We start from the raw sequence: 20,701 nt of genomic DNA, 5'->3' as shown, positions 1-20,701 counted from the left end.
ACTTTGTTGAATCTCTGCGCCATGAAAATCAAACCCTCCCCCGCAATCCAGGCCGAACGGGACGCCGTCATCAATGCCCTGCGCCCCGTGGTGCCCATGCTGGCGGCCATGGCGGGCACGCACCTGGAAGTGGTGCTGCACGACGTGAGCCGCCCGCAGAACTCGGTGGTGGCTATCGCCAACGGCCACATCTCGGGGCGCGCCGTCGGCAGCTCGGTGCTGGAGGGGCCGCACGGCGACAAGGGCTTTGCCGCCGCCACGCGGGTGATCTCCACCAGGGGCGCGGTGCACAGCGTGGTGGACGACTACACCACGGTGACGGCGGACGGCCGCACGCTCAAATCGGCCTCGGCGATTTTCCGTGACGCCAGCGGCGTGCCCTTCGCAACCCTGTGCCTGAATGCGGACGTGTCGGTGTTCCAGGCCACGCATGCCTGGCTGGGGCAGATGCTGCAGCCGTTCCGGCAAGCCGAGGCGGAGGCCAAACCCTTCGTACCGGCAACGGCGGCACCGCAGATGGACGCGCTGATGCGGGAAATTATCGGCGACGCGGTACAGTTGGCGAAGATGAGCAAGGAGGAGAAAATCCAGGCGGTGCGCGAGATGCAGCGGCGCGGCCTGTTCATCGTGAAGGGCGGCGTGCAGCGCGCCGCTGCGGCGCTGCAGGTATCGCGCTTCACGATCTACAACTACATGGAAGAGCTGCGCCGCCGCGAGGGCGTGCAGTAACTACAAGGCCGTCTCGTACCCTTCCAGCACGTTGACCACGTTCACGCCCAGTTCCTTGACCGCGTAGCCGCCTTCGAACACGAAGGCGGTGGGCACGCCCAGCCATGCCAGGCGTTCGCCAATGCGCAGGTAGTCCGCGCTTTGCAGCGCGAAGTGCGACAGCGGATCGCCGGCGAAGGTGTCCACGCCCAGCGACACCACCAGCGCTTCCGGCGCGTACATCTGCAAGCGCAAACAGGCCGTCTCCAGCGCGGCGAACCACGCCTGCGTGCTGCTGCCATGCGCCAGCGGCAGGTTGACGTTGAAGCCCAGTCCCGCCCCGGCGCCGGTCTCGTCGGCGTGGCCGAGGTAGAACGGATACTCCTGGCGCGGGTCGGCGTGGATGGAAACGAACAGCACGTCGTTGCGGTCGTAGAAGATGCTCTGCGTGCCGTTGCCGTGGTGGTAGTCGATGTCGAGGATGGCGACCTTGCGCGCGCCGTCGTCGAGCAGGTGCTGGGCCGCCAGGGCGGCGTTGTTCAGGAAGCAGTAGCCGCCGTAGAAATCGGCCCCGGCGTGGTGGCCCGGCGGGCGCGTCAAGGCGAAAGTGCTGCGCTCGCCCAGGCGCAGCGCATGCGCCGCGTTCACCGCGCAGTCGGCGCCGGTCTTGGCGGCGGTCCAGGTGCCGGCCGTGATGGGCGTGCCGCTGTCCATCGAGTACAGGCCCAGCTTGGCGCAGAAATTGTCGGGCTCAACGTCCGAGCGCAGCGAGCGCACCGGCCACACGGCGGGGAAGGCGTCCTTGCCGGCGTTGGCCGGATCGAGCGCCAGCCATGCGTTCCAGGCGCCGCGCAGGAAGTGCAGGTAGCGCGGCGCGTGCACGCGTTCCAGCGTCATCAGCGGCACGCCGTGCGGCGTGACGATCTGGCCCAGGCCGCGCCGGCCCAGCTCGGCCAGCACGGAGTCGGCCCGCTCCGGTTTCTCGAAGCAGGGCACCATCTCGCCGCGGAAGATTTCAAAGCGCCCGTGGTGCTGGCCGTGCTGCTCGTTGTAGAAGGTGAGCACGGTGCTAGCCTGCGCTCAACCGACGTTCTTGCACAGATTGCTGTTGCGGTAGGCCGCTACGAAATCGTCGAAGCTGCCGGTGTTGGCCGCTTCCATCCCGGCTTGCTCCGCCAGCGAGGCGGCGGCCTGCGCTTCGAAGTAGGCGTTTTCCTCGGCGGTGGGCGGATGGCTGCGGAAGTAGGCCGCGTGGCGCTCGCTCTGCCGCAGGCCGAAGGCGGCGAAGGAGCCGCCGTTGGCGCGCAGTTCGCGCAGCACGTGGGCCGACGGCGTGCGGTCCGGATCATCCAGCTTGGCCGCTTGCACCGCCATCGCATCGGCGTGCGCGCTGTCGCCGCGCTGGCGGTCGAGCAACTCGGCCACCGGGCGGATGCGCTCCAGCAGTTCGCGGCCCCACACCGGCAGTGCCACTTCGGCGCCGTTGTTTTGCAAGGTCAGGCCCGGGCGGCGGCCTTCCTTGACGGTGCGCGCAAAATTTTCGGTGTAGATGCGGCCCTGCTCTTCGGAGATCACCGGGCTTGCCTCCAGCGCGCAGAACAGCAGGAAGGCGTCCAGGAAGCGGCCGGTTTGCAGGCTGATGCCGATCGGCTCGAACGGGTCCACGTCCATGCAGCGCACTTCGATGTACTGCACGCCGCGCGAGCACAGCGCCTGGATCGGGCGTTCGCCGCTGCGGATGACGCGCTTGGGGCGTATCGTCGAGTAGTACTCGTTCTCGATCTGGATCACATTGGTGGACAGCTGCACCCATTCGCCGTCCTTCTTGGTGCCGATTTCGGCGTACGGCGCGTACGGCTGGTTCACCGCCTTGGTGAGCGTGGCGACGTAGCTGTCCAGGCAGTTCTCGTGCGGGCTGAGGCCGGACTGGGCGTCGTTCTGGTAGCCCAGGTCGCTCATGCGCAGGCTGGTGGCGTAGGGCAGGTAGAGGGTGTCGTCCGACAGCTGCTCGAGCTTGTGCGGACGGCCGCGCAGGAAGCTCGACGACAGCGCCGGCGAGGCGCCGAACAAGTACATCAGCAGCCAGCTGTAGCGGCGGAAATTGCGGATGGTGGCGAAGTAGCTTTCCGACTGGTAGGCCTTGGCCGACTGCTTGCGTTCCGTGTTCTCGCTCTCGTCCAGCAGGCGCCACAGCCGCTCGTCCAGCGAGTAGTTGTAGTGGATGCCCGCGATGCATTGCATGGCCTTGCCGTAGCGCAGCGCCAGGCCGCGCCGGTACACATGCTTGAGCATGCCCATATTGGATTTGCCGTACCAGGCGATCTCGATGTCTTCCTCGGCCGGCAGCTGGCAGGGCATGGATTGGCTCCACAGCATTTCGCTGCCCAGCTTGGTGTAGCTGAAGCGGTGGATGGCGTCCAGCTTGTCCAGCGTGATGGCGATGTCGTGCTCGGCCGGGGTGATGAACTCCAGCAGGGTTTCCGCGTAATCGGTGGTGATTTCAGGATGTGTCAGCGCCGAGCCCAGGGCCGCCGGGTGCGGGGTTGCCGCCAGGTGGCCGGTGGGGTCCACGCGCAGGGTTTCTCGTTCAATGCCGCGCAAGCCGCCGCCCAGCACCGCGCGGTGCTTTTCATCGGCCAGGATGGCCAGGCGGCGCGTCAATAGGTTGGACAATTTGAGCTTCCTTTCTGGTGCAGCAACTAAGATTGGTGCGAGATTAACCGAAATCCGCCAACTGCGTCGGAGATGGTCCAAAAAGCTCGGATTGCTATATTAACAAACTGCGCCGACGACCCCGCCGGTGACGCGTTCGATGCCCGCCAGGTCGCGCCAGCTTTGCACCTCAGTGTACCCCTGCGCGGCCAGCAGGGCGCGCACGGACTCAGCCTGGTCGTAGCCGTGTTCCATCAGCAGCCAGCAGCCCGGCGCCAGATGCTGCGGGGCGCCGGCGGCGATGGTGCGCAGCGCGCTCAGGCCGTCCGCGTGGTCGGTCAGCGCGCCGCTCGGTTCGAAGCGCAAATCGCCCTCGGACAGGTGGCGGTCGCCGCTGGCGATGTAGGGGGGATTGGAGACGATCAGGTCGAAGCGTTCGCCGGCGGCGGCGCTGTACCAGTCGCTTTCCAGGAAGCGCACGGCGGCCTGGTTCAGGGCGGCGTTGCCGCGCGCTACCTCCAGCGCGGCTGGGCTGACGTCGAGCGCGGTGACGGCCGCGTCGCGCCGGGCGTGGGCCAGCGCCACGGCGATGGCGCCGCTGCCGGTGCCCATGTCCAGCACGCGGCCGGACGGCGGCAGGCGCTCGATGGCCAGCTCCACCAGCAGCTCGGTGTCCGGGCGCGGAATCAGCACGGCCGGGCTGACGTTGAACGGCAGGCCGAAGAATTCGCGCTGGCCGACGATGTAGGCGATCGGCTCGCCGTCCAGGCGGCGCTGCAACAGCGCGGACAGGCGCGCCGCTTCGTCTTCGGTGATGACGCGTTCGGACTGGGTGATCAGGCCCACGCGCGTGAGGCCCAGCGCATGGCAGACCAGGATGCGGTTATCCAGCGGGTCCAGGCGTTCCGGGTAGCCGGTTTGCGCCTGCAGCGCGGCGACGGTGGTGCCGGCTGCGATCATCGCGCCCGGCGGCGCAGCAGGGACCAGCCCAGCGCCACGGCAAACAGGCCGAACCAGACGAAGGCCCACTGCGGAATCGACATGCCCAGGATGCCGTCGGTGGCGTTCTCGCACAGGCCGTCCGCTTCGAACAGGAAGGGCAGGTAGGTGGCGGTGGGAATCTTGTTGAGCATGGTTTCCATCGGATCGATACCGCAGGACAAGCCGGGGTGTGCCAGCACGTACAGGTGCTTGCCGGCCACGCCCAGGCCGCCCAGCGCGCCCAGCAGGCCGATGCCGGTGCCGATGGCGGTGTGCTTCATGAAGTAGCCGGCCAGGCAGGCGAAGCCGATCAGCAGGAACAGGTAGCGCTGGATCACGCACAGCGGGCAGGGCAGCAGATCCACCACGTGCTGCAGATACAGGGCGACGCCGATCAGGCCGAAACAGGCGAGGGCGATGGACAGGAGCAGGGAACGTGGATTCATCATGACAATGGAAAGATTATAGGCGGGCCAATTCTCGCACAAACCGGCGCGCCCGCGCCTTAAGCCTCAATTAATCAAGGTCAATCCGCGATCAATCGCCCAGCGCGGCCAGCAGCTCGGCCTGGTGTTCGGCGGCCAGCGCGTTGGTCAGCTCAGCCAGGTCGCCGTCCATGATGAAGTCCAGCTTGTACAAGGTGAGGTTGATGCGGTGGTCCGTCATGCGGCCCTGCGGATAGTTGTAGGTGCGGATGCGTTCGCTGCGGTCGCCCGAGCCGATCAGGCTCTTGCGGGTGGCCGCCTCCTTCGACTGCTGCTCGCGCAGCTGCACGTCCTTGATGCGCGCCGCCAGCACCTTCAGCGCCTGCGCCTTGTTCTTGTGCTGCGAGCGGTCGTCCTGGCACTCCACCACGATCCCGGTGGGCAAGTGGGTCAGGCGCACGGCCGAGTCGGTCTTGTTGATGTGCTGGCCGCCCGCGCCCGAGGCGCGGAACGTGTCGATGCGCAGGTCGGCCGGGTTGATGTGCACGTCCTCCACTTCGTCCGCTTCCGGCATCACCGCCACGGTGCAGGCCGAGGTGTGGATGCGGCCCTGGGTCTCGGTGGCCGGCACGCGCTGCACGCGGTGGCCGCCGGACTCGAATTTCAGTTTCGAGTACACGCCGTTGCCCACCAGGCGCACGATCACCTCGCGGTAGCCGCCCAGGTCGGACGGCGATTCGGACACCATCTCCACCTGCCAGCGGTTGCGCTCGGCGAAGCGGGTGTACATGCGCAGCAGGTCGCCGGCGAACAGGGCCGACTCGTCGCCGCCGGTGCCGGCGCGGATTTCCAGGAAGATGTTGCGCTCGTCGTTGGCATCCTTGGGCAGCAGCATTTTCTGCAGCGCCAGTTCCAGCGCGGCCAGGCGCTCTTTGCCCGCCTCGATTTCTTCCTGCGCGAATTCCTTCATTTCCGGATCGGCCAGCATGGCCTGCGCCTCGGCGATGTCGCCCAGCGCGCCCTGGTATTCCTTGTACAGCGCCACCAGCGGGCCGAGTTCGGCGTGCTCGCGCGTCATTTTGCGGTAGCTGTCCATGTTGGCGGTGGCGCCTTCGGACATCAGCAGTTCGTCCAGTTCGGCGAGTCGGTTTGCCAATTGGTCCAGCTTGGCCAGCATCGATGGTTTCATGGGTGCTCTTTAATACGGGTATTGGATGGAGTGGCGCGCACGGCGCCGGCTAAACGGAAGGTGGCGCGGACGCCGGGTGCGGGCAGCGCTAACGGCGGCCGCGGAACATCTGGGGCAGCAGGGTGGCCAGCTGGGCGCGCTCGTCGCCCTGGGCCCGGTGCAGCGCCTGCTGCGGCCCGTGCATGAATTTGGCCGTCAGGCCCTTGGACAGGGCTTCCAGCACCGCGTCGATGTCCTCGCCCTTGGCCAGCATCTTGCGCGCCCGTTCCAGTTCCGCCTGGCGCATCGCTTCGCCGCTTTCCTGCAGGGTCTGGATCACCGGCACCACGGCGCGGTCGTCCACCCAGTGCATGAAGGACTGCACCCGGGTTTCAATGATGGCTTCGGCCTGCGCCACCGCCGCCTGGCGGTTTTCCATGCCGGTTTGCACCACTTTGCCGAGGTCGTCCACGGTGTACAGGAACACGTCGCTCAAGCGGCCCACTTCGGGCTCGATGTCGCGCGGCACGGCCAGGTCGACCATGAACATGGGTTTGTGGCGGCGCGCCTTGATGGCCCGCTCCACCATGCCCAGGCCGATCAGCGGCAGCGAGGAGGCGGTGCAGGAAATCACGATGTCGTAGTGCTGCAGGCGGTCCTGCAGGTCGGCCAGGCGCATGGCCTTGGCGCCGAAGCGGTGCGCCAGCTGCTCGCCGCGCTCCATGGTGCGGTTGGCGATGGTGATGCTTTTCGGATTCTGCGCCGCAAAGTGCGTGGCGCACAGCTCGATCATTTCGCCGGCGCCGATGAACAGCACGTTCTGCTCGGAGATCTTGTCGAAGATGCGCTGCGACAGGCGCACGGCGGCGGCCGCCATGGACACGCTGTGGGCGCCGATCTCGGTGGTGCTGCGCACTTCCTTGGCCACCGAGAAGCTGCGCTGGAACAGCTGGTGCAGATAGGTGCCCAGGCCGCCGGCTTCTTCGGCGGTGCGGATGGCGTCCTTGATCTGGCCCAGGATCTGGGTTTCGCCCAGCACCATCGAGTCCAGCCCGGAGGCCACGCGGAAGGTGTGGCGCACCGCCTGGTGCTGGGGCAGCATGTACAGATGCGGCCGCAGTTCGCTGTAATTGAGCTGGTGGAAGTCGGCCAGGAAGTGGCCGCCCGCGTCGAGCGGATTGGCCACGTGGCTGGCCGCGTACAGCTCGGTGCGGTTGCAGGTGGACAGGATGGCTGCTTCGTCGCTGCCCACCGGGTCGATGCGCTCGAACCACGCGCGCGCAGCCGTCACCGCCTGGCCCAATTGCTCAGGGGCGAACGCCAGTTGTTCGCGCAGCGACACTGGAGCGGTGGTGTGGTTGAGGCCGACGGCAAGCAGTTGCATTTTAGACAGTGTGCGGACGGGATAGGAACGTTACCGGTCATTATACCGTGATGTGTCCAGCCTGACCGGCAGCCCGGGCCGTATAGCCCCTATGCGGCGGCCGGCGGCATTAGGCGCCGAGCTTTTCCAGGCGGTAACCGTAGCTGTACACCGGCACCAGGCGGAAGCCGTTTTCCGGCTTCAGCTGCAGCTTGTTGCGCACCCGCGAGACGTGGGTGTCCATGGTGCGCGACGGTACGGCGGTTTCCCGTATCCAGACCGCCTCGTGGATGTAGGCGCGCGACAGCGGCCGGCCGATGTTGCGGAAAAACAGCAGCGCCAGGTAGAACTCCTTGTGCGTCACGTCCAGCACGGCGCCGTCCATCAGCAGGCGGCCCGGACGGGTTTCGAAGACGTACTGGCCGAATTGCAGCTGTTCGGCGCCGTTCTGGGTGGGATAGGCGCGGCGCAGCAGCGCTTGCACGCGCGCCACCAGTTCGCTGCGGCGCAGCGGCTTGATCATATAGTCGTCGCTGCCGGCGGCCAGGCCGGCCACGATGTCATCCTCGCCGGAGGCGGTGGTGAGGAACAGCACGGGTGCCTGTTCCGGCATTTTTTCGCGGGCGCGGCGCACCACTTCGGCGCCGCCCATGTCGGCCACCTGCCAGTCCAGGATCAGCATATCGTAGCTGTCCTTGCGCAAGTGGCCGAGCAGGTCCTTGCCGGTCTGGAAGCCATGGCAGATATGACCGGCCGAGGTCAGCACCTGGCAGATCACGTCGGCTTGGCTACGGTCATTGTCTAGAACTACGATTCTCATGATGATAGGGCGGGTCGAAGCCGGCAGTGCAGCTGCCGTTAGTTAAATTATAGTCATGCTTTTGCGACAGAGTGTTAATTACTTCATAAATTGATGATTTCCACGGGATTTTTCCAATAGGAATCACTGATGTTCTTATGCAAACTCGTCGTATGATTACACGGTACACGGTAAAAACGGGCTTTTCAATGTCCTTTGGTACAATTGCGTAACACGAAAAGTCACTATGTTTACGAAAAAAGATGCCAAATGGACATTGATTCCAGCCTCCGACCGGGAGCTGGAAGAAGTGCGCGCGCGCTGCCGGCGCCTGGTGCAGCGGCGCGCGGCGGTGTCGGCCGGGATCTCGGCGGTACCGATCCCGGGCCTGGACGTGGTGTCCGACCTGCGCCTGTTTTCCGAGCTGATCGAGGACGTCAACCGTGAGTTCGGCCTGACGCCGGAACAGGTGGGGCGTTTGCAGCCGCGTTTCCGGCTGCTGGCCTACCAGGCGGCCGTCAACGTGGGCGGCACCATGGTGGGCAAGTACGTGACCAGGGAAGTGGTGCTGCGGCTGCTGCAGCGGGCCGGCGCCGGTTTGATCGCCAGGCAGGCGACCCGTTTCGTGCCGCTGGCCGGCCAGGCCACGGCGGCGGCGATCGGCTTTTTCGCCTTCCGCCAGATCGGCTACCAGCACGTGGAAGCCTGCGCCAAGGTGGCGCAGGAAGTGATGCTGGCGCAGCAGCAGGCCGCGCCTCTCTGAATTTGCGCTGGATTATTACGCGTCCGGCAGCACCACGTTCACATCCAGCACCTCCAGGTTGCCCTGGCGGTCCAGCGAAATCTTGATGTCGTCCGCGTTCACCTTGGTGTACTTGGAGATCACTTCGATCAGTTCCTTATGCAGGGCGGGCAGGAAATCCGGACCGGCGCGGCCATTGCGTTCGCGCGCGATGATGATTTGCAAGCGTTCCTTGGCGGCAGTGGCCGTCTTGGGCTTGGACGGGAACAGGAAGGACAGCAGGGCCATATCACTTCCCTCCGAAAATACGCTGCAGCAGGCCGGGCTTTTCGTAGGTCGTAAAGCGCAGCGGCAGGTCCTGGCCAAGGAAGCGCGACACCACATCTTCGTAGGCGTCGGCCACATCGGTGCCCTTGAAATGGATGGCCGGATTCCCCTGGTTCGACGCGTGCAGCACCGATTCCGATTCCGGAATGATGCCGATCAGCGGAATGCGCAGGATTTCCTGCACGTCCTGGTAAGACAGCATTTCGTCCGCTTCCACGCGCTTGGGCGAGTAGCGGGTGATCAGCAGGTGTTCCTTGACCGGCTCGCCGCCCGATTGCGCGCGGCGCGACTTGGCCTGGATGATGCCGAGGATGCGGTCCGAGTCGCGCACCGACGACACCTCCGGATTGGTCACCACCAGCGCCTCGTCGGCGAAGGTCAGCGCCATCAGCGCGCCGTGCTCGATGCCGGCCGGCGAATCGCAGATGATGTATTCGAAGCCCATGTTGATCAGCTCGTGCAGCACCGCTTCCACGCCTTCTTCCGACAGCGCGTCCTTGTCGCGCGTCTGCGAAGCGGGCAGGATGAACAGGTTGTCGCAGTGCTTGTCCTTGATCAGCGCCTGGGTCAGCGACGCTTCTTTGTTGATGACGTTGATCAGGTCGTACACCACGCGGCGTTCGCAGCCCATGATCAGGTCCAGGTTACGCAGGCCGACGTCGAAGTCGATCACCACGGTTTTGTGTCCGCGCAGGGCCAGGCCGGAAGAGAAGCTGGCGCTGGAAGTGGTCTTGCCGACACCGCCCTTACCGGACGTTACAACGATAATTCTTGCCACGAAAGAGTCCTTTACAAAGCTGATGCTTTAAGCGCGAGTAGGTGAATTGACAGATAGTATATCGATTCGGTCCCCCACCAGGCTGATTTGTGTCGGCTTGCGTGCGTGCTCGGCGGGGAAACCGTCTTCAAAAGTGCTGTACACGCCGGCAATCGACACCAACTCCGGCGACATCGACATAGCGAAGATGCGCGCCTCGGCATTGCCGGAAGCGCCCGCCAGCGCGCGGCCGTTGAGGGTGTTGTAAACATGTATGCTGCCGTCGGCAATGATCTCGGCGCCGTTGTTGACCACGGCCGTGACGATCAGGTCGCCGCCGCGCGCGTAGATGCGCTGGCCGGCGCGTACCGGGGTGTCGATGATCATGGTGCCGGCGGGGGCGTTGCCGGGCGCCAGGGTGGGCGCGGCGGTGCCGGATGCCGCAGTCGGGGTCGGCACCGGGGCTTCCACCTTGGCCGGCCGGGGCGGCTTGGCCGGGGCCGGCTCGTCGCGCTTGCCGCTGTCCAGCGACAGGCCGTGGGCCACGATCTCGTCCACCATGTCCGGCGCGGCATTGCGGACTGCCACCGGGTTCAAGCGGTATTTTTTCAGGAGGGCAATAGTGCTTGCCCAGTCGATGCGTTCGCAGCCGGGCGCCAGCGAGCCGACGTCGATCACGGCCAGGTCGCCCTCGAAGAAATCGGGCGTGCCGCCGGTCATTTCGTTGAGCGCAGCGTCGAGTGCGACGCCATCCGAGGTGTACAGGATGGCGGAAACAGCGACTACAGTGGAAATCTTGATTTCGATGGGCTTTTGGAACGAGCTTTTGGACATAAAACGATCAGTAAAGGAGTCGGCTTGGCGGCCCATCGGCCAGGATTTGCCAAAGGCTCAAGCATTTTACTGTGGTTATGCCGGAAATGGGAGTGCCGTTCTGTTAATCAAACGGCGGGAGAGGCAGGCGGCATGCGGCATGCGGCGCTGGCCACTCCCGCGGCGGGAGCGGCCAGCGCCGCCGGGGGAAGGGGACGGCGTCCTACGCCGCGCGCAGTTCGCGCGCCGCCGCCACCATATTGCGCAGCGCGCTCTCGGTTTCCGGCCAGCCGCGCGTTTTCAGGCCGCAATCCGGGTTGACCCATAGCTGCGCCGCCGGGATCACGGCGCTGGCCTTCTTCAGCAGGCGCACCATCTCCGCCGTGTCCGGCACGCGCGGCGAGTGGATGTCGTACACGCCCGGGCCGATCTCGTTCGGGTAGCGGAAGGCGCCGAAGCCGGTCAGCAGCTCCATGGCCGAGCGGCTGGTTTCTATCGTGATCACGTCCGCATCCATGGCGGCGATCTGCGGCAGGATGTCGTTGAACTCGGCGTAGCACATATGGGTATGGATCTGGGTCGCGTCCGCGGCCACGCTGGCCGACACGCGGAAGGCGCGCGTGGCCCAGTCCAGGTATTCGCCCCAGCGGCTGCGGCGCAGCGGCAAGCCTTCGCGCACGGCCGGCTCGTCGATCTGGATGATGCCGATGCCGGCCTGCTCCAGGTCGGCCACCTCGTCGCGGATGGCCAGCGCGATCTGCAGCGTGGTCTGCGCGCGCGGCTGGTCGTCGCGCACGAACGACCACTGCAGGATGGTGACCGGGCCGGTGAGCATGCCTTTCACCGGTTTGCCGGTCAGCGACTGCGCGTGCACGGCCCAGTCCACCGTCATGGCTCGCGGGCGCGCCACGTCGCCGTAGATTACTGGCGGTTTCACGCAGCGCGAGCCGTAGGATTGCACCCAGCCCAGCTGCGTGAAGGTGAAGCCGTCCAGCTGCTCGCCGAAGTATTCCACCATGTCGTTGCGCTCCGCTTCGCCGTGCACCAGCACGTCCAGGCCCAGCTCCTCCTGGCGCGCGATGGCGTAGGCGATTTCCTCGCGCATGCTTTGCCGGTAGGCCGCCGCGCCGATCTCGCCGCGCTTGAAGCTGGCGCGCGCCGAGCGGATGGCGTGCGTTTGCGGGAAGGAGCCGATGGTGGTGGTGGGAAAGGACGGCAGCTGGAAGCGCGCGCGCTGCAGCGCCTGGCGGGCAGGGAAGGGCGAGGCGCGGCGGTCGGCGTCCTGCGGCAGCGCGGCGATGCGCGCGGCGAGCGCCGGGTTATGCACGCGCGGGCTGGCGCGGCGGCTGGCGCACGCGGCGCGGGCCGTGCTCCAGGCGGCGTCGAAGGCGGCGCTGTCGGCGGCGCTGCCGAAGGCCGCCAGGCCTGCACCTTGCGCGTCATCGGCGCCGGTGCGCAGCAGCGCGGCTTTCAGCAGCGCCAGTTCGCCCAGCTTTTCGCCGGCAAAGGCCAGCCAGTTCTTGATCTCGGGGTCCAGCGCGGTTTCCTGCTCCAGGCTGAACGGCGTGTGCAGCAGCGAGCACGAGGTGGACAGCCACAGCTTGCCGCCGCGCTTGGCGGCGATGGGCGCCAGCTGCGCCAGCGCCAGGTCGAGATCGGTGCGCCAGATGTTGCGCCCGTCCACGATGCCCACCGACAGCACCTTGTGCACCGGCAGCCAGTCGGCCACGCTGGTCAGCTCATGCGCGGCGCGCACGCCGTCCACGTGCAGGCCGGCCACCGGCAGGCGGCAGGCCAGGCTCACGTTTTCCTCCAGCGGCGAGAAGTAGGTCGCCAGCAGCAGCGGCACGCCCACCTGGGCCAGTTGCCAGTACGTGTGCTCGAACGCGTTGCGCCATGCAGGGGGCAGGTCCAGGCCGAGGATGGGTTCGTCGACCTGGACCCAGTGCACGCCTTGCCGCTTCAGGCGGTCCAGCACCGCGCCGTACACCGGCAGCAGTTTTTCCAGCAGGCTCAAGCGGTCGAAACCGGCCGCGCGCTCCTTGCCCAGCCACAGGAAGGTCAGCGGCCCGATCAGCACGGCCTTCACCGCGTGGCCCAGCGCCTGGGCTTCGGCCACCTCCGCAAACAGGCGCTCGCACGCCAGTGAAAATGCGGTTTCCGGCGAGAACTCCGGCACCAGGTAGTGGTAATTGGTGTCGAACCACTTGGTCATTTCCAGCGCGTGGGCGTCCTGGTGATGGTGGCTGCAGCCTTCATGGTGCTCATGCCGGCCGTGCGACACGCCGCGCGCCATCGCGAAATAGCGTGCCAGCTGGCTCTGCTCGGCGGTGAAGCCGAAGCGGGCCGGCTCGCAGCCCAGCAGCTGGATATGGTTGGCCACCTGGTCGTAAAAGGCGAAGTCGCCCACCGACACCAGGTCCAGCCCGGCGTCGCGCTGCTGGGCCCAGTGGCGCGCGCGCAGGGCCGCAGCGGTGGCTTCCAGTTCGGCTTCGCCGCTGTCGCCGCGCCAGTGTTTTTCCAGCGCGAACTTCAGTTCGCGCGCCGCGCCGATGCGTGGAAAGCCGGGGATATGTGTCTGAATTGGTTTCATGAAAGTTGTCATCCGCATTAAATATTGGTGAGGTAAAGTGTGCGGCAAACGCGTTTATAATCAAAACGAAAGATTTTGCGTTTCAACTTGAATGAATTTCATACAAAAGATAAACACAAGGCCCGCCATGCTGGAAATCCGTCACCTCCGCACCCTCAGCGCCCTGCGTTCAGCCGGCAGCCTGGTGCGCGCCGCGCAACTGCTGAACCTGACCCAGTCCGCCCTGTCGCACCAGATCAAATTGCTGGAAGACCGCTATGGCAGCCCGCTGTTCGAACGGAAATCGGTGCCGATCGGCTTCACCGCCACCGGCGCGCGCCTGCTGCGCCTGGCCGACACGCTGCTGCCGGAAATCGAGCAGGCCGAGCGCGACGTGGCGCGCCTGTCGCAGGGCGACCAGGGCCAGCTGCGGGTGGCGCTGGAGTGCCACACTTGCTTCGACTGGCTGATGCCGGTGATGGATGAGTTCCGCAAGCGCTGGCCGGACGTGGAAATCGACCTGGTGTCGGGCTTCCACAGCGAACCGGCCGACCTGCTGCGCGCCGGCAGCGCCGACCTGGTGATCGGCTCGGACTACAGCGCCGACTTCGCCACCTTCCCGCTGTTCCGCTTCGAGATCCTGGTGGTGATGGCGCAGAAGCACCGGCTGCAGGCGCAGCGCCGCCTGCACGCGGCCGACTTCGAGGGCGAAACGCTGATCACCTATCCGGTGCCGGAAACGCGCATCGACCTGATCCGTGAAGTGCTGCGCCCAGCCAATGTTGCCTTCGAGCGACGCACTGCGGAATTGACTGTGGCTATTTTGCAGCTAGTCGCTAGCCGCCGTGGTTTAGCGGCTTTACCGAATTGGGCAATAAAAAATTATGTTGATTATGATTATGTCAGCGCCCGCCCGGTTGGCGAGCAAGGTTTATGGAGCGACTTATTTGTTTCCGTACCGGAACCATTACGTGATAAAGCGTATGTCGTCGACTTCGTTAATGTGATACGTGAGCAGTGCGCGGCCACCTTGGATGGAATCAAATTGCTGTCGTAGCATTGATTAATGTCAAAGCCCGCGCCCCGGGAAGGCGCTAAGATCGAATTTTTTCCACCGCAGGACCGCGTCGATATAAGGAATTCATGTTTAGCCACGCACAGTATGCGCAAGCGCAATCCCTGATAGATGACCATCTCCGCAGCGTCTCCGATCTGGCCGTATTGCAGCGGGATTTTGTAAATGCGGCACTCGCCAACTCCACGGTCTTTTCCCGTCAAATGTGCAATGCCTTAAATGGCACGGGCGTGCTGTTCGTCGAAGCAACCGAGCAAATACAAGGGTTATTCAACCGCGTGCCCAACAAATCGTTAAAATGAATGCACCGCTAATCTTAATCACCTGACCACTCGGTTGGAAACTCTGGAGAATCAAATGGATGATGTAGTTATCGTAGCGGCCGGCCGCACCGCAGTTGGCAAATTCGGCGGCAGCCTGGCCAAGATCCCGGCAGCCGAACTGGGCGCCCATGTCATCAAGGGCCTGCTGGCCAAGACCGGCCTGGACGCCAACCTGATCAGCGAGGCCATCCTCGGCCAGGTGCTGACCGCCGGCGTCGGCCAGAACCCGGCGCGCCAGGCTGTCATCAAGGCCGGCCTGCCGACCAGCATTCCTGCCTACACCATCAACAAGGTGTGCGGTTCGGGCCTGAAAGCCACCCATCTGGCCACCCAGGCCATCAAGTGCGGCGACGCCAGCATCATCATTGCCGGCGGCCAGGAAAACATGAGCGCTGCGCCGCACGTGCTGAACGGCTCGCGCGACGGCTTCCGCATGGGCGACGTGAAGATGACCGACACCATGATCGTCGACGGCCTGTGGGACGTGTACAACCAGTACCACATGGGCGTGACAGCCGAGAACGTGGCGAAGAAATACGACATCTCGCGCGCAGCGCAGGACGAGTTCGCCCTGCAGTCGCAGCTGAAGGCCGAGGCGGCGCAAAAGGAAGGCAAGTTCAAGGACGAGATCATTCCGCTGGAAATCGCGCAGAAGAAGGGCACCATCGTGTTCGACGCCGACGAATACATCAAGCCGGGCTCCACGCTGGAAGCGCTGGCCGGCTTGCGTCCCGCCTTCAACAAGGAAGGCAGCGTCACTGCCGGTAACGCCTCCGGCCTGAACGACGGCGCCGCCGCCGTCATCATGATGAGCGCCAGCCAGGCGCGCGAGCTGGGCCTGACCCCGCTGGCCAAGGTGAAAGCCTACGCCTCGTCCGGTATCGATCCGGCCTACATGGGCATGGGCCCGGTCTCGGCCGCCAAGCTGTGCCTGAAAAAGGCCGGCTGGACCCCGGACGACCTGGACCTGATGGAAATCAACGAAGCCTTCGCCGCCCAGGCGCTGGCCGTGAACAAGGAAATGGGCTGGGACACCAGCAAGATCAACGTCAACGGCGGCGCGATCGCCATCGGCCACCCGATCGGCGCATCCGGCGCGCGCATCCTGGTCACCCTGCTGCACGAAATGGTGCGCCGCGACGCCAAGAAGGGCCTGGCCTCGCTGTGCATCGGCGGCGGCATGGGCGTAGCGCTGGCAGTCGAACGCGCATAAGAAACAGGCAGTACCGTAGCAGCAACAGGCAGTTCAGTTCTTTTAGTGTTCGAAACAATAAGAGGGGATGACAAATGGCAAGAATTGCATTGGTAACAGGTGGTATGGGTGGTCTGGGCGAAGCGGTGTGCATCAAGCTGGCCGCGCTGGGCTATAAGGTCGTAACCACATATTCCCCGAGCAACAAGAAAGTTGACGAATGGCTGGCCACGACGCGCGACATGGGCTTTGACTTCAAGGCTTACCCGTGCGACGTGGCGGATTACGACTCGGCGCAAGCCTGCGTCGCCGCCATCACGAAGGATATCGGCCCGATTGACGTACTGGTCAACAATGCCGGCATCACGCGCGACATGACCTTCAAGAAGATGGACAAGCTGAACTGGGACGCGGTGATGAGCACCAACCTGGATTCCGTGTTCAACATGACCAAGCCGGTAGCGGATGGCATGGTGGACCGTGGCTGGGGCCGCATCATCAACATCTCGTCCGTCAACGGCCAGAAGGGCGCTTTCGGCCAGACCAACTACTCGGCCGCCAAGGCCGGCGTACACGGTTTCACCAAGGCGCTGGCGCTGGAAGTGGCGCGCAAGGGCGTCACCGTCAACACCATCTCGCCGGGCTACATCGGCACCAAGATGGTGACGGAGATCCCGCAGGAAGTGCTGGATTCGAAAATCCTGCCGCAAATTCCGATGGCCCGCCTGGGCAAGCCGGAAGAAGTGGCCGGCCTGGTCGCCTACCTGTCGTCGGAAGAAGCGGCTTTCGTTACCGGCGCCAACATCGCCATCAACGGCGGCCAGCACATGTCCTAAGACCGGGCTGCAGCAAGCCACGAAAGCACCGCGCATGCGGTGCTTTTTTTTTGCCCTGCGGCGTAGGACAATGCGGCAGAGGAGAAACATCATGGACCGACATTTGCCCGAAGGCGGCCTGGCGCTCGACAGCCTGGCCGAACAGATGCTGCAGCCTGGCGTAAAAGGCCTGCCGCTGACTGAACCGATGCGCCAGGGCGCCATCCCCGTGCAGCGCTGGAACGTGCTGCGCGCCGACACCGGCTTCCCGGTCGCGCTGCTGAAGGAATCGGCGCTGTTGCACAACCTGGACTGGATGAGGCGCTTCTGCGAGCGCTACGGCGCGGTGCTGGCGCCGCACGGCAAGACCACCATGAGCCCGCAGCTGTTCGGCGCCCAGCTGGCCAACGGCGCCTGGGGCATGACCCTGGCCACCGCCGCGCAAGTGCAGGTGGCCTACCGTTTCGGCGTGCGCCGCGTGCTGCTGGCCAACCAGCTGGTGGCCCCGGCCGACATCCGCGCCATGCTGGCGCTGATGAAGGACGACCCGGGCTTCCAGTTTTACGCGCTGGTCGATTCCGACGCAGGCGTGCAGCGCCTGGCGCGCGCGGCGGCCGAAGCCAGGCTGGCGCGGCCCTTGCCGCTGCTGGTGGAGTTCGGCCTGCCCGGCAAGCGCGCCGGCTGCCGCACGCCGGCCGAAGCGATGGCGGTGGCCCAGAAAGTGGCCAAGGCGCCCGGCCTGCAACTGGCCGGCATCGAGGGCTATGAAGGCCTGCTGCAGGGCCACGACCGCGCCGCCAGCGTGGAAGCGGTGCGCGCCTTCGTGGCGCAGCTGGCCGCGCTGGTGCGCCAGGCGGACGGCAAGAAGCTGTTCGGCGGCGAACAGATCTTGCTGTCGGCCGGCGGCTCGGCCTATTTCGACCTGGTGGCGCACGGCTTTGCCGGGCTGGCTGGCCTGTCGCGGCCGGTGCTGCCGGTGCTGCGCAGCGGCTGCTACCTGACCAACGACCACGGCTCCTACCAGGACCTGACGCACGACATCGCCGCGCGCGAACACGCCGCAGACGGCCTGCGCCCGGCGCTGGAAGTGTGGAGCATGGTGACCTCGCGCCCGGAGCCCACGCTGGCCATCCTCAGCATGGGCAAGCGCGACGCGTCATACGACCAGGAACTGCCGATTCCGCTCTACACGCACCGCCCCGATGCGGCGCCGCAGGACGGCGCGAGGGCGGAACCGACCGACCTGCCGCCCGGCTGCCGCGTCGAAAAGATGAACGACCAGCACGCGTACCTGCGCCTGCCCGAAGGCGACGCGCTGTGCAAGGCGCTGCAAGTGGGCGACCTGGTCGGCTGCGGCATCTCGCACCCCTGCACCACTTTCGACAAATGGCCGCTGCTGCTGGTGGCCGACGATGCGTATACTGTGCGCTACGCCGTCAATACCTTCTTCTGAAAGCGATCCATGCCTGATTCGAACCAGTCCCTGTTCCCCGCCATCGCGCCGCTGCGCCACGGCATGCTGGAAGTCGACGCGCTGCACACCATCTACTGGGAGGAGGTCGGCAATCCGAACGGCACTCCGGTGCTGTTCCTGCATGGCGGCCCCGGCGCCGGCCTGTCGCCGGCGCACCGCCGCTTCTTCGACCCGCAGCAGTACCGCGTCATCCTGTTCGACCAGCGCGGCGCCGGCAAGTCCACCCCGGTGGGCGAATGCCGCAACAACACCACCCAGCTGCTGATCGGCGACATCGAGCGCCTGCGCGCCATGTTCGGCATCGAGCAATGGCTGGTGTTCGGCGGTTCCTGGGGCTCCACGCTGGCGCTGGCCTACGGCCAGGCGCATCCCGAACGCTGCCTGGGCTTCGTGCTGCGCGGGATCTTCCTGTGCACCCAGCCCGAGATCGACTTCTTCCTCGAAGGTTCGCGCTGGTTCCACCCGGACGTGTACGACGAATTCGTGGCGCCGATTCCGGAACAAGAGCGCGGCGACCTGCTGCAAGCCTACGTCAAGCGCATCATGAGCGACGACCCGGCCGTCTACTGGCCGGCGGCGCGCGCCTGGAGCCGTTTCGAAGGCCGCCGCGTGTTCCTGCTGCCGCAGCCCGAGGAAGCGCCGTCGGACGCGATGGACCTGGGCGTGGGCCGCCTGGAATCGCACTACATGGCCAACCTCGGCTTCTTCGAGGACGAACAGCTGCTGCGCAACGTGGACAGGATCGCCCACCTGCCGGCGGTCATCGTGCAGGGCCGCTACGACGTGATCTGCCCGCCAGTGTCGGCCTGGAAGCTGCACAAAGCCTGGCCCGGCTCGGTGATGAAGATGATCCCGGACGCCGGCCACGGCGCCATGGAGCGCGGCATTTCGGCGGCGCTGGTGGCGGCCACCGAGCAGTTCAAGCGCCTGCGCCGCTTCGAATAAGGCCTTGCGGCCTGTTACACTACGGTCTGGATCCCCAGCAAGCCCAAGAACAAGCAAGTACCCAAGCACGAACGCGCAATGAATATACAAGTCGGCGATATAGGACACATCATCCAACTGGCGATTGCGCCGGTCTTCCTGCTCACGGGCGTTTGCACCAATTTGATGGTGCTGACCAACCGCCTGGCGCGCATCATCGACAGGTCGCGCGTGCTGGAAGACCGGCTCGACGTTGGCTACAACGACAACTACCTCAATGAACTGGACGTGCTATACCGGCGTTCGCACCTGATCAACGTCTCGATTGGTTCGTCGACCGGCTGCGGCCTGCTGATTTGCCTGGTGATTGCCATGCTGTTCGTGGGCGACACCACCAACGTCACGCTGGACAAATACATCGCCGGCTTGTTCGTGCTGGCCATGCTGGGCCTGATCATGAGTTTCGTCTACCTGCTGCGGGAGATTTTCATCGCTTCCGCCGCCATGCGCGCGCACCGCCACGTGCGCCCTCCCCTACAGAAATAAGAGAAACACTGCGCCATGCACGACTATCAACGCCCCCCGACCCTGTACCGCTACGGCGAGCGCAGCGACCTTGAACTGGCCCTGACGCAGGGACAGTTCATCCTGCATCCGGCTTCCAACTGCCTCACGCTGAGCTTTTCCAAGGCATGGGACCGCAAGCTGTTCGACCTGTTCACGGCCGACGCCTGCCTGGTGATCCACAACACCGAAGAATTCGGCGAGCGCATCCACCGCGCCGTGCAGCGCGCGCTGCCCAGCTGGGCCGGCATCGACGGCGCCGTGGAATACGGCCACCGCGCCGCCCTGGGCGCCGCCTTCACCAAGACGGCTGCCGAGAAGCAGGAGCGCGAATGGCAGTTCGCCTGGCGCGCCATGCAGGCCAACCTCAGTCTCAACTCGGTGATGATCAAGATCGGCAGCATCGAGCAGTTCGCCGAGTTGCGCGGGCCGGAATACGCGGCGCAGTAAGCGCACGCAGCCGGCTAGTTCCTGGCCGCGGTGCTGTCCGGCCGGTCGATGCGCGCCAGCACGGCGCCCATCATGCGTTCGATATCGCCGCGGATGATATTGGTGCCCAGCAGCCCGGGCACGTAGAAATTCGGCACCAGCCTGCCGGTGTAGACCACTCTGGTCCCGCCCTCGGGCAGCGGAAACAACTCCCAGCGCGACTCGTAGTGCTTCATGTCGCCCGAAATCAGGGCGATATCGATGCTTTGCATCGGCGTTTCCGTCGCGCGCACCACCAGGTGGATGGACTTGGACATGAACAGGAAGCGCGCCGTGCCGAACTGTTCGATGATCACTTCATTGCCGTTGCGCGACAGCACCCGGCAGGACGCCATGTCCGGCACGAACTCGTTCATGCGCTCATAGGTGGTGAGCGTCTTCCACACGGTGGCCAGCGGTGCTTGCACGACGCCGCTGGCGTCCACTTCGTACAAGTGCAAGGCGTCCTGCGTGACCCGCGACACTGAAACTTCCAGTTTCGGCAGCTCAAGTTTCGGCCCCTGTGCGAGTAGCGGCGCAGAAATGCTGAATAACAAAA

Annotated in this window: 22 protein-coding genes; 10 read left to right on the top strand and 12 right to left on the bottom strand. The window is 65.2% G+C overall.

All coding sequences use genetic code 11. From position 1 onward, the window contains the following. Nucleotides 1-21 precede the first annotated feature (21 nt). A complete protein-coding gene (locus ASD15_RS29470) occupies nt 22-729 on the top strand; it encodes a transcriptional regulator (protein WP_057158573.1) in 708 nt (235 codons plus the stop codon). Here ASD15_RS29470 and ASD15_RS29465 read toward each other — a convergent pair whose 3' ends face one another. From ASD15_RS29465 to ASD15_RS29435, 7 genes are all read right to left on the bottom strand, one after another. Further along, nucleotides 730-1,773 carry a histone deacetylase family protein gene (locus ASD15_RS29465; RefSeq protein ID WP_057158572.1) on the bottom strand — a complete coding sequence of 348 codons (1,044 nt, stop codon included), beginning with the start codon at nt 1,771-1,773 and terminating at the stop codon, nt 730-732. 15 nt (nt 1,774-1,788) lie between these two features. Further along, the gene (gene gshA, locus ASD15_RS29460; protein ID WP_057158571.1) at nt 1,789-3,381 is read right to left on the bottom strand and encodes a glutamate--cysteine ligase; all 1,593 of its coding nucleotides are present in this window, start codon (nt 3,379-3,381) and stop codon (nt 1,789-1,791) included. 99 nt (nt 3,382-3,480) lie between these two features. After that, nucleotides 3,481-4,320, bottom strand: coding sequence for a peptide chain release factor N(5)-glutamine methyltransferase (gene prmC, locus ASD15_RS29455; RefSeq protein WP_057158570.1), 840 nt, complete (start codon nt 4,318-4,320; stop codon nt 3,481-3,483). Then, nucleotides 4,317-4,790: a disulfide bond formation protein B gene (locus tag ASD15_RS29450; protein WP_057158569.1), complete on the bottom strand. Its 474-nt coding sequence runs from the start codon at nt 4,788-4,790 to the stop codon at nt 4,317-4,319. Before ASD15_RS29450 ends, prmC begins: the two co-directional genes overlap by 4 nt. A gap of 88 nt (nt 4,791-4,878) precedes the next feature. Further along, a complete protein-coding gene (gene prfA, locus ASD15_RS29445; protein ID WP_057158568.1) occupies nt 4,879-5,955 on the bottom strand; it encodes a peptide chain release factor 1 in 1,077 nt (358 codons plus the stop codon). An 88-nt stretch (nt 5,956-6,043) separates the two neighbouring features. Next, nucleotides 6,044-7,318, bottom strand: coding sequence for a glutamyl-tRNA reductase (hemA, locus tag ASD15_RS29440; protein WP_057158567.1), 1,275 nt, complete (start codon nt 7,316-7,318; stop codon nt 6,044-6,046). Between the two features lie 109 nt (nt 7,319-7,427). Then, nucleotides 7,428-8,117: a response regulator transcription factor gene (locus ASD15_RS29435; RefSeq protein WP_057158566.1), complete on the bottom strand. Its 690-nt coding sequence runs from the start codon at nt 8,115-8,117 to the stop codon at nt 7,428-7,430. 226 nt (nt 8,118-8,343) lie between these two features. Here ASD15_RS29435 and ASD15_RS29430 point away from each other — a divergent pair, with 226 nt between their 5' ends. Next, nucleotides 8,344-8,859 (top strand): hypothetical protein, encoded by a 516-nt coding sequence (locus ASD15_RS29430; RefSeq protein WP_057158565.1) that lies wholly within the window; start codon nt 8,344-8,346, stop codon nt 8,857-8,859. Between the two features lie 15 nt (nt 8,860-8,874). On the opposite strand, the gene minE is transcribed toward ASD15_RS29430, so the two are convergent. The 4 genes from minE to metE form a co-directional block, all read right to left on the bottom strand. Further along, entirely contained in the window at nt 8,875-9,126 is a 252-nt protein-coding gene (gene minE / locus ASD15_RS29425; protein WP_056400827.1) for a cell division topological specificity factor MinE, read from the bottom strand. A 1-nt stretch (nt 9,127) separates the two neighbouring features. Continuing rightward, complete coding sequence (gene minD, locus ASD15_RS29420) at nt 9,128-9,943, bottom strand: septum site-determining protein MinD (RefSeq protein ID WP_056400829.1); 816 nt, start codon at nt 9,941-9,943, stop codon at nt 9,128-9,130. 27 nt (nt 9,944-9,970) lie between these two features. Beyond that, complete coding sequence (minC, locus tag ASD15_RS29415) at nt 9,971-10,756, bottom strand: septum site-determining protein MinC (protein WP_057158717.1); 786 nt, start codon at nt 10,754-10,756, stop codon at nt 9,971-9,973. Nucleotides 10,757-10,958: 202 nt separating this feature from the next. Then, nucleotides 10,959-13,328 carry a 5-methyltetrahydropteroyltriglutamate--homocysteine S-methyltransferase gene (gene metE / locus ASD15_RS29410; RefSeq protein WP_229418383.1) on the bottom strand — a complete coding sequence of 790 codons (2,370 nt, stop codon included), beginning with the start codon at nt 13,326-13,328 and terminating at the stop codon, nt 10,959-10,961. Between the two features lie 127 nt (nt 13,329-13,455). Between metE and ASD15_RS29405 the strand changes: the two genes are divergently transcribed. The 8 genes from ASD15_RS29405 (at nt 13,456) to ASD15_RS29370 (ending at nt 20,124) form a co-directional block, all read left to right on the top strand. Beyond that, nucleotides 13,456-14,364: a LysR family transcriptional regulator gene (locus ASD15_RS29405; protein ID WP_057158563.1), complete on the top strand. Its 909-nt coding sequence runs from the start codon at nt 13,456-13,458 to the stop codon at nt 14,362-14,364. 86 nt (nt 14,365-14,450) lie between these two features. Next, on the top strand, nt 14,451-14,684 hold the full coding sequence (locus tag ASD15_RS29400; protein ID WP_057158562.1) for a hypothetical protein: 234 nt from the start codon (nt 14,451-14,453) through the stop codon (nt 14,682-14,684). A 55-nt stretch (nt 14,685-14,739) separates the two neighbouring features. Beyond that, nucleotides 14,740-15,918, top strand: a complete 1,179-nt coding sequence (locus tag ASD15_RS29395; protein ID WP_057158561.1) for an acetyl-CoA C-acetyltransferase — start codon at nt 14,740-14,742, stop codon at nt 15,916-15,918. Nucleotides 15,919-15,992: 74 nt separating this feature from the next. Continuing rightward, entirely contained in the window at nt 15,993-16,733 is a 741-nt protein-coding gene (phbB, locus tag ASD15_RS29390; RefSeq protein ID WP_057158560.1) for an acetoacetyl-CoA reductase, read from the top strand. A gap of 91 nt (nt 16,734-16,824) precedes the next feature. Then, entirely contained in the window at nt 16,825-18,165 is a 1,341-nt protein-coding gene (locus ASD15_RS29385) for an amino acid deaminase (RefSeq protein WP_057158559.1), read from the top strand. A 9-nt stretch (nt 18,166-18,174) separates the two neighbouring features. Further along, nucleotides 18,175-19,131 carry a prolyl aminopeptidase gene (pip, locus tag ASD15_RS29380; protein WP_057158558.1) on the top strand — a complete coding sequence of 319 codons (957 nt, stop codon included), beginning with the start codon at nt 18,175-18,177 and terminating at the stop codon, nt 19,129-19,131. Nucleotides 19,132-19,209: 78 nt separating this feature from the next. After that, nucleotides 19,210-19,656 carry a DUF2721 domain-containing protein gene (locus ASD15_RS29375; RefSeq protein WP_057158557.1) on the top strand — a complete coding sequence of 149 codons (447 nt, stop codon included), beginning with the start codon at nt 19,210-19,212 and terminating at the stop codon, nt 19,654-19,656. Between the two features lie 15 nt (nt 19,657-19,671). After that, nucleotides 19,672-20,124, top strand: a complete 453-nt coding sequence (locus ASD15_RS29370; RefSeq protein WP_057158556.1) for a hypothetical protein — start codon at nt 19,672-19,674, stop codon at nt 20,122-20,124. Nucleotides 20,125-20,138: 14 nt separating this feature from the next. On the opposite strand, the gene ASD15_RS29365 is transcribed toward ASD15_RS29370, so the two are convergent. After that, entirely contained in the window at nt 20,139-20,627 is a 489-nt protein-coding gene (locus tag ASD15_RS29365) for an SRPBCC family protein (protein WP_229418382.1), read from the bottom strand. Between the last annotated feature and the right edge of the window lie 74 nt (nt 20,628-20,701).

The organism is Massilia sp. Root351, from assembly GCF_001425045.1.
GTDB lineage: Bacteria > Pseudomonadota > Gammaproteobacteria > Burkholderiales > Burkholderiaceae_D > Rugamonas.
This window is presented reverse-complemented; position numbering and strand designations above follow the sequence as displayed.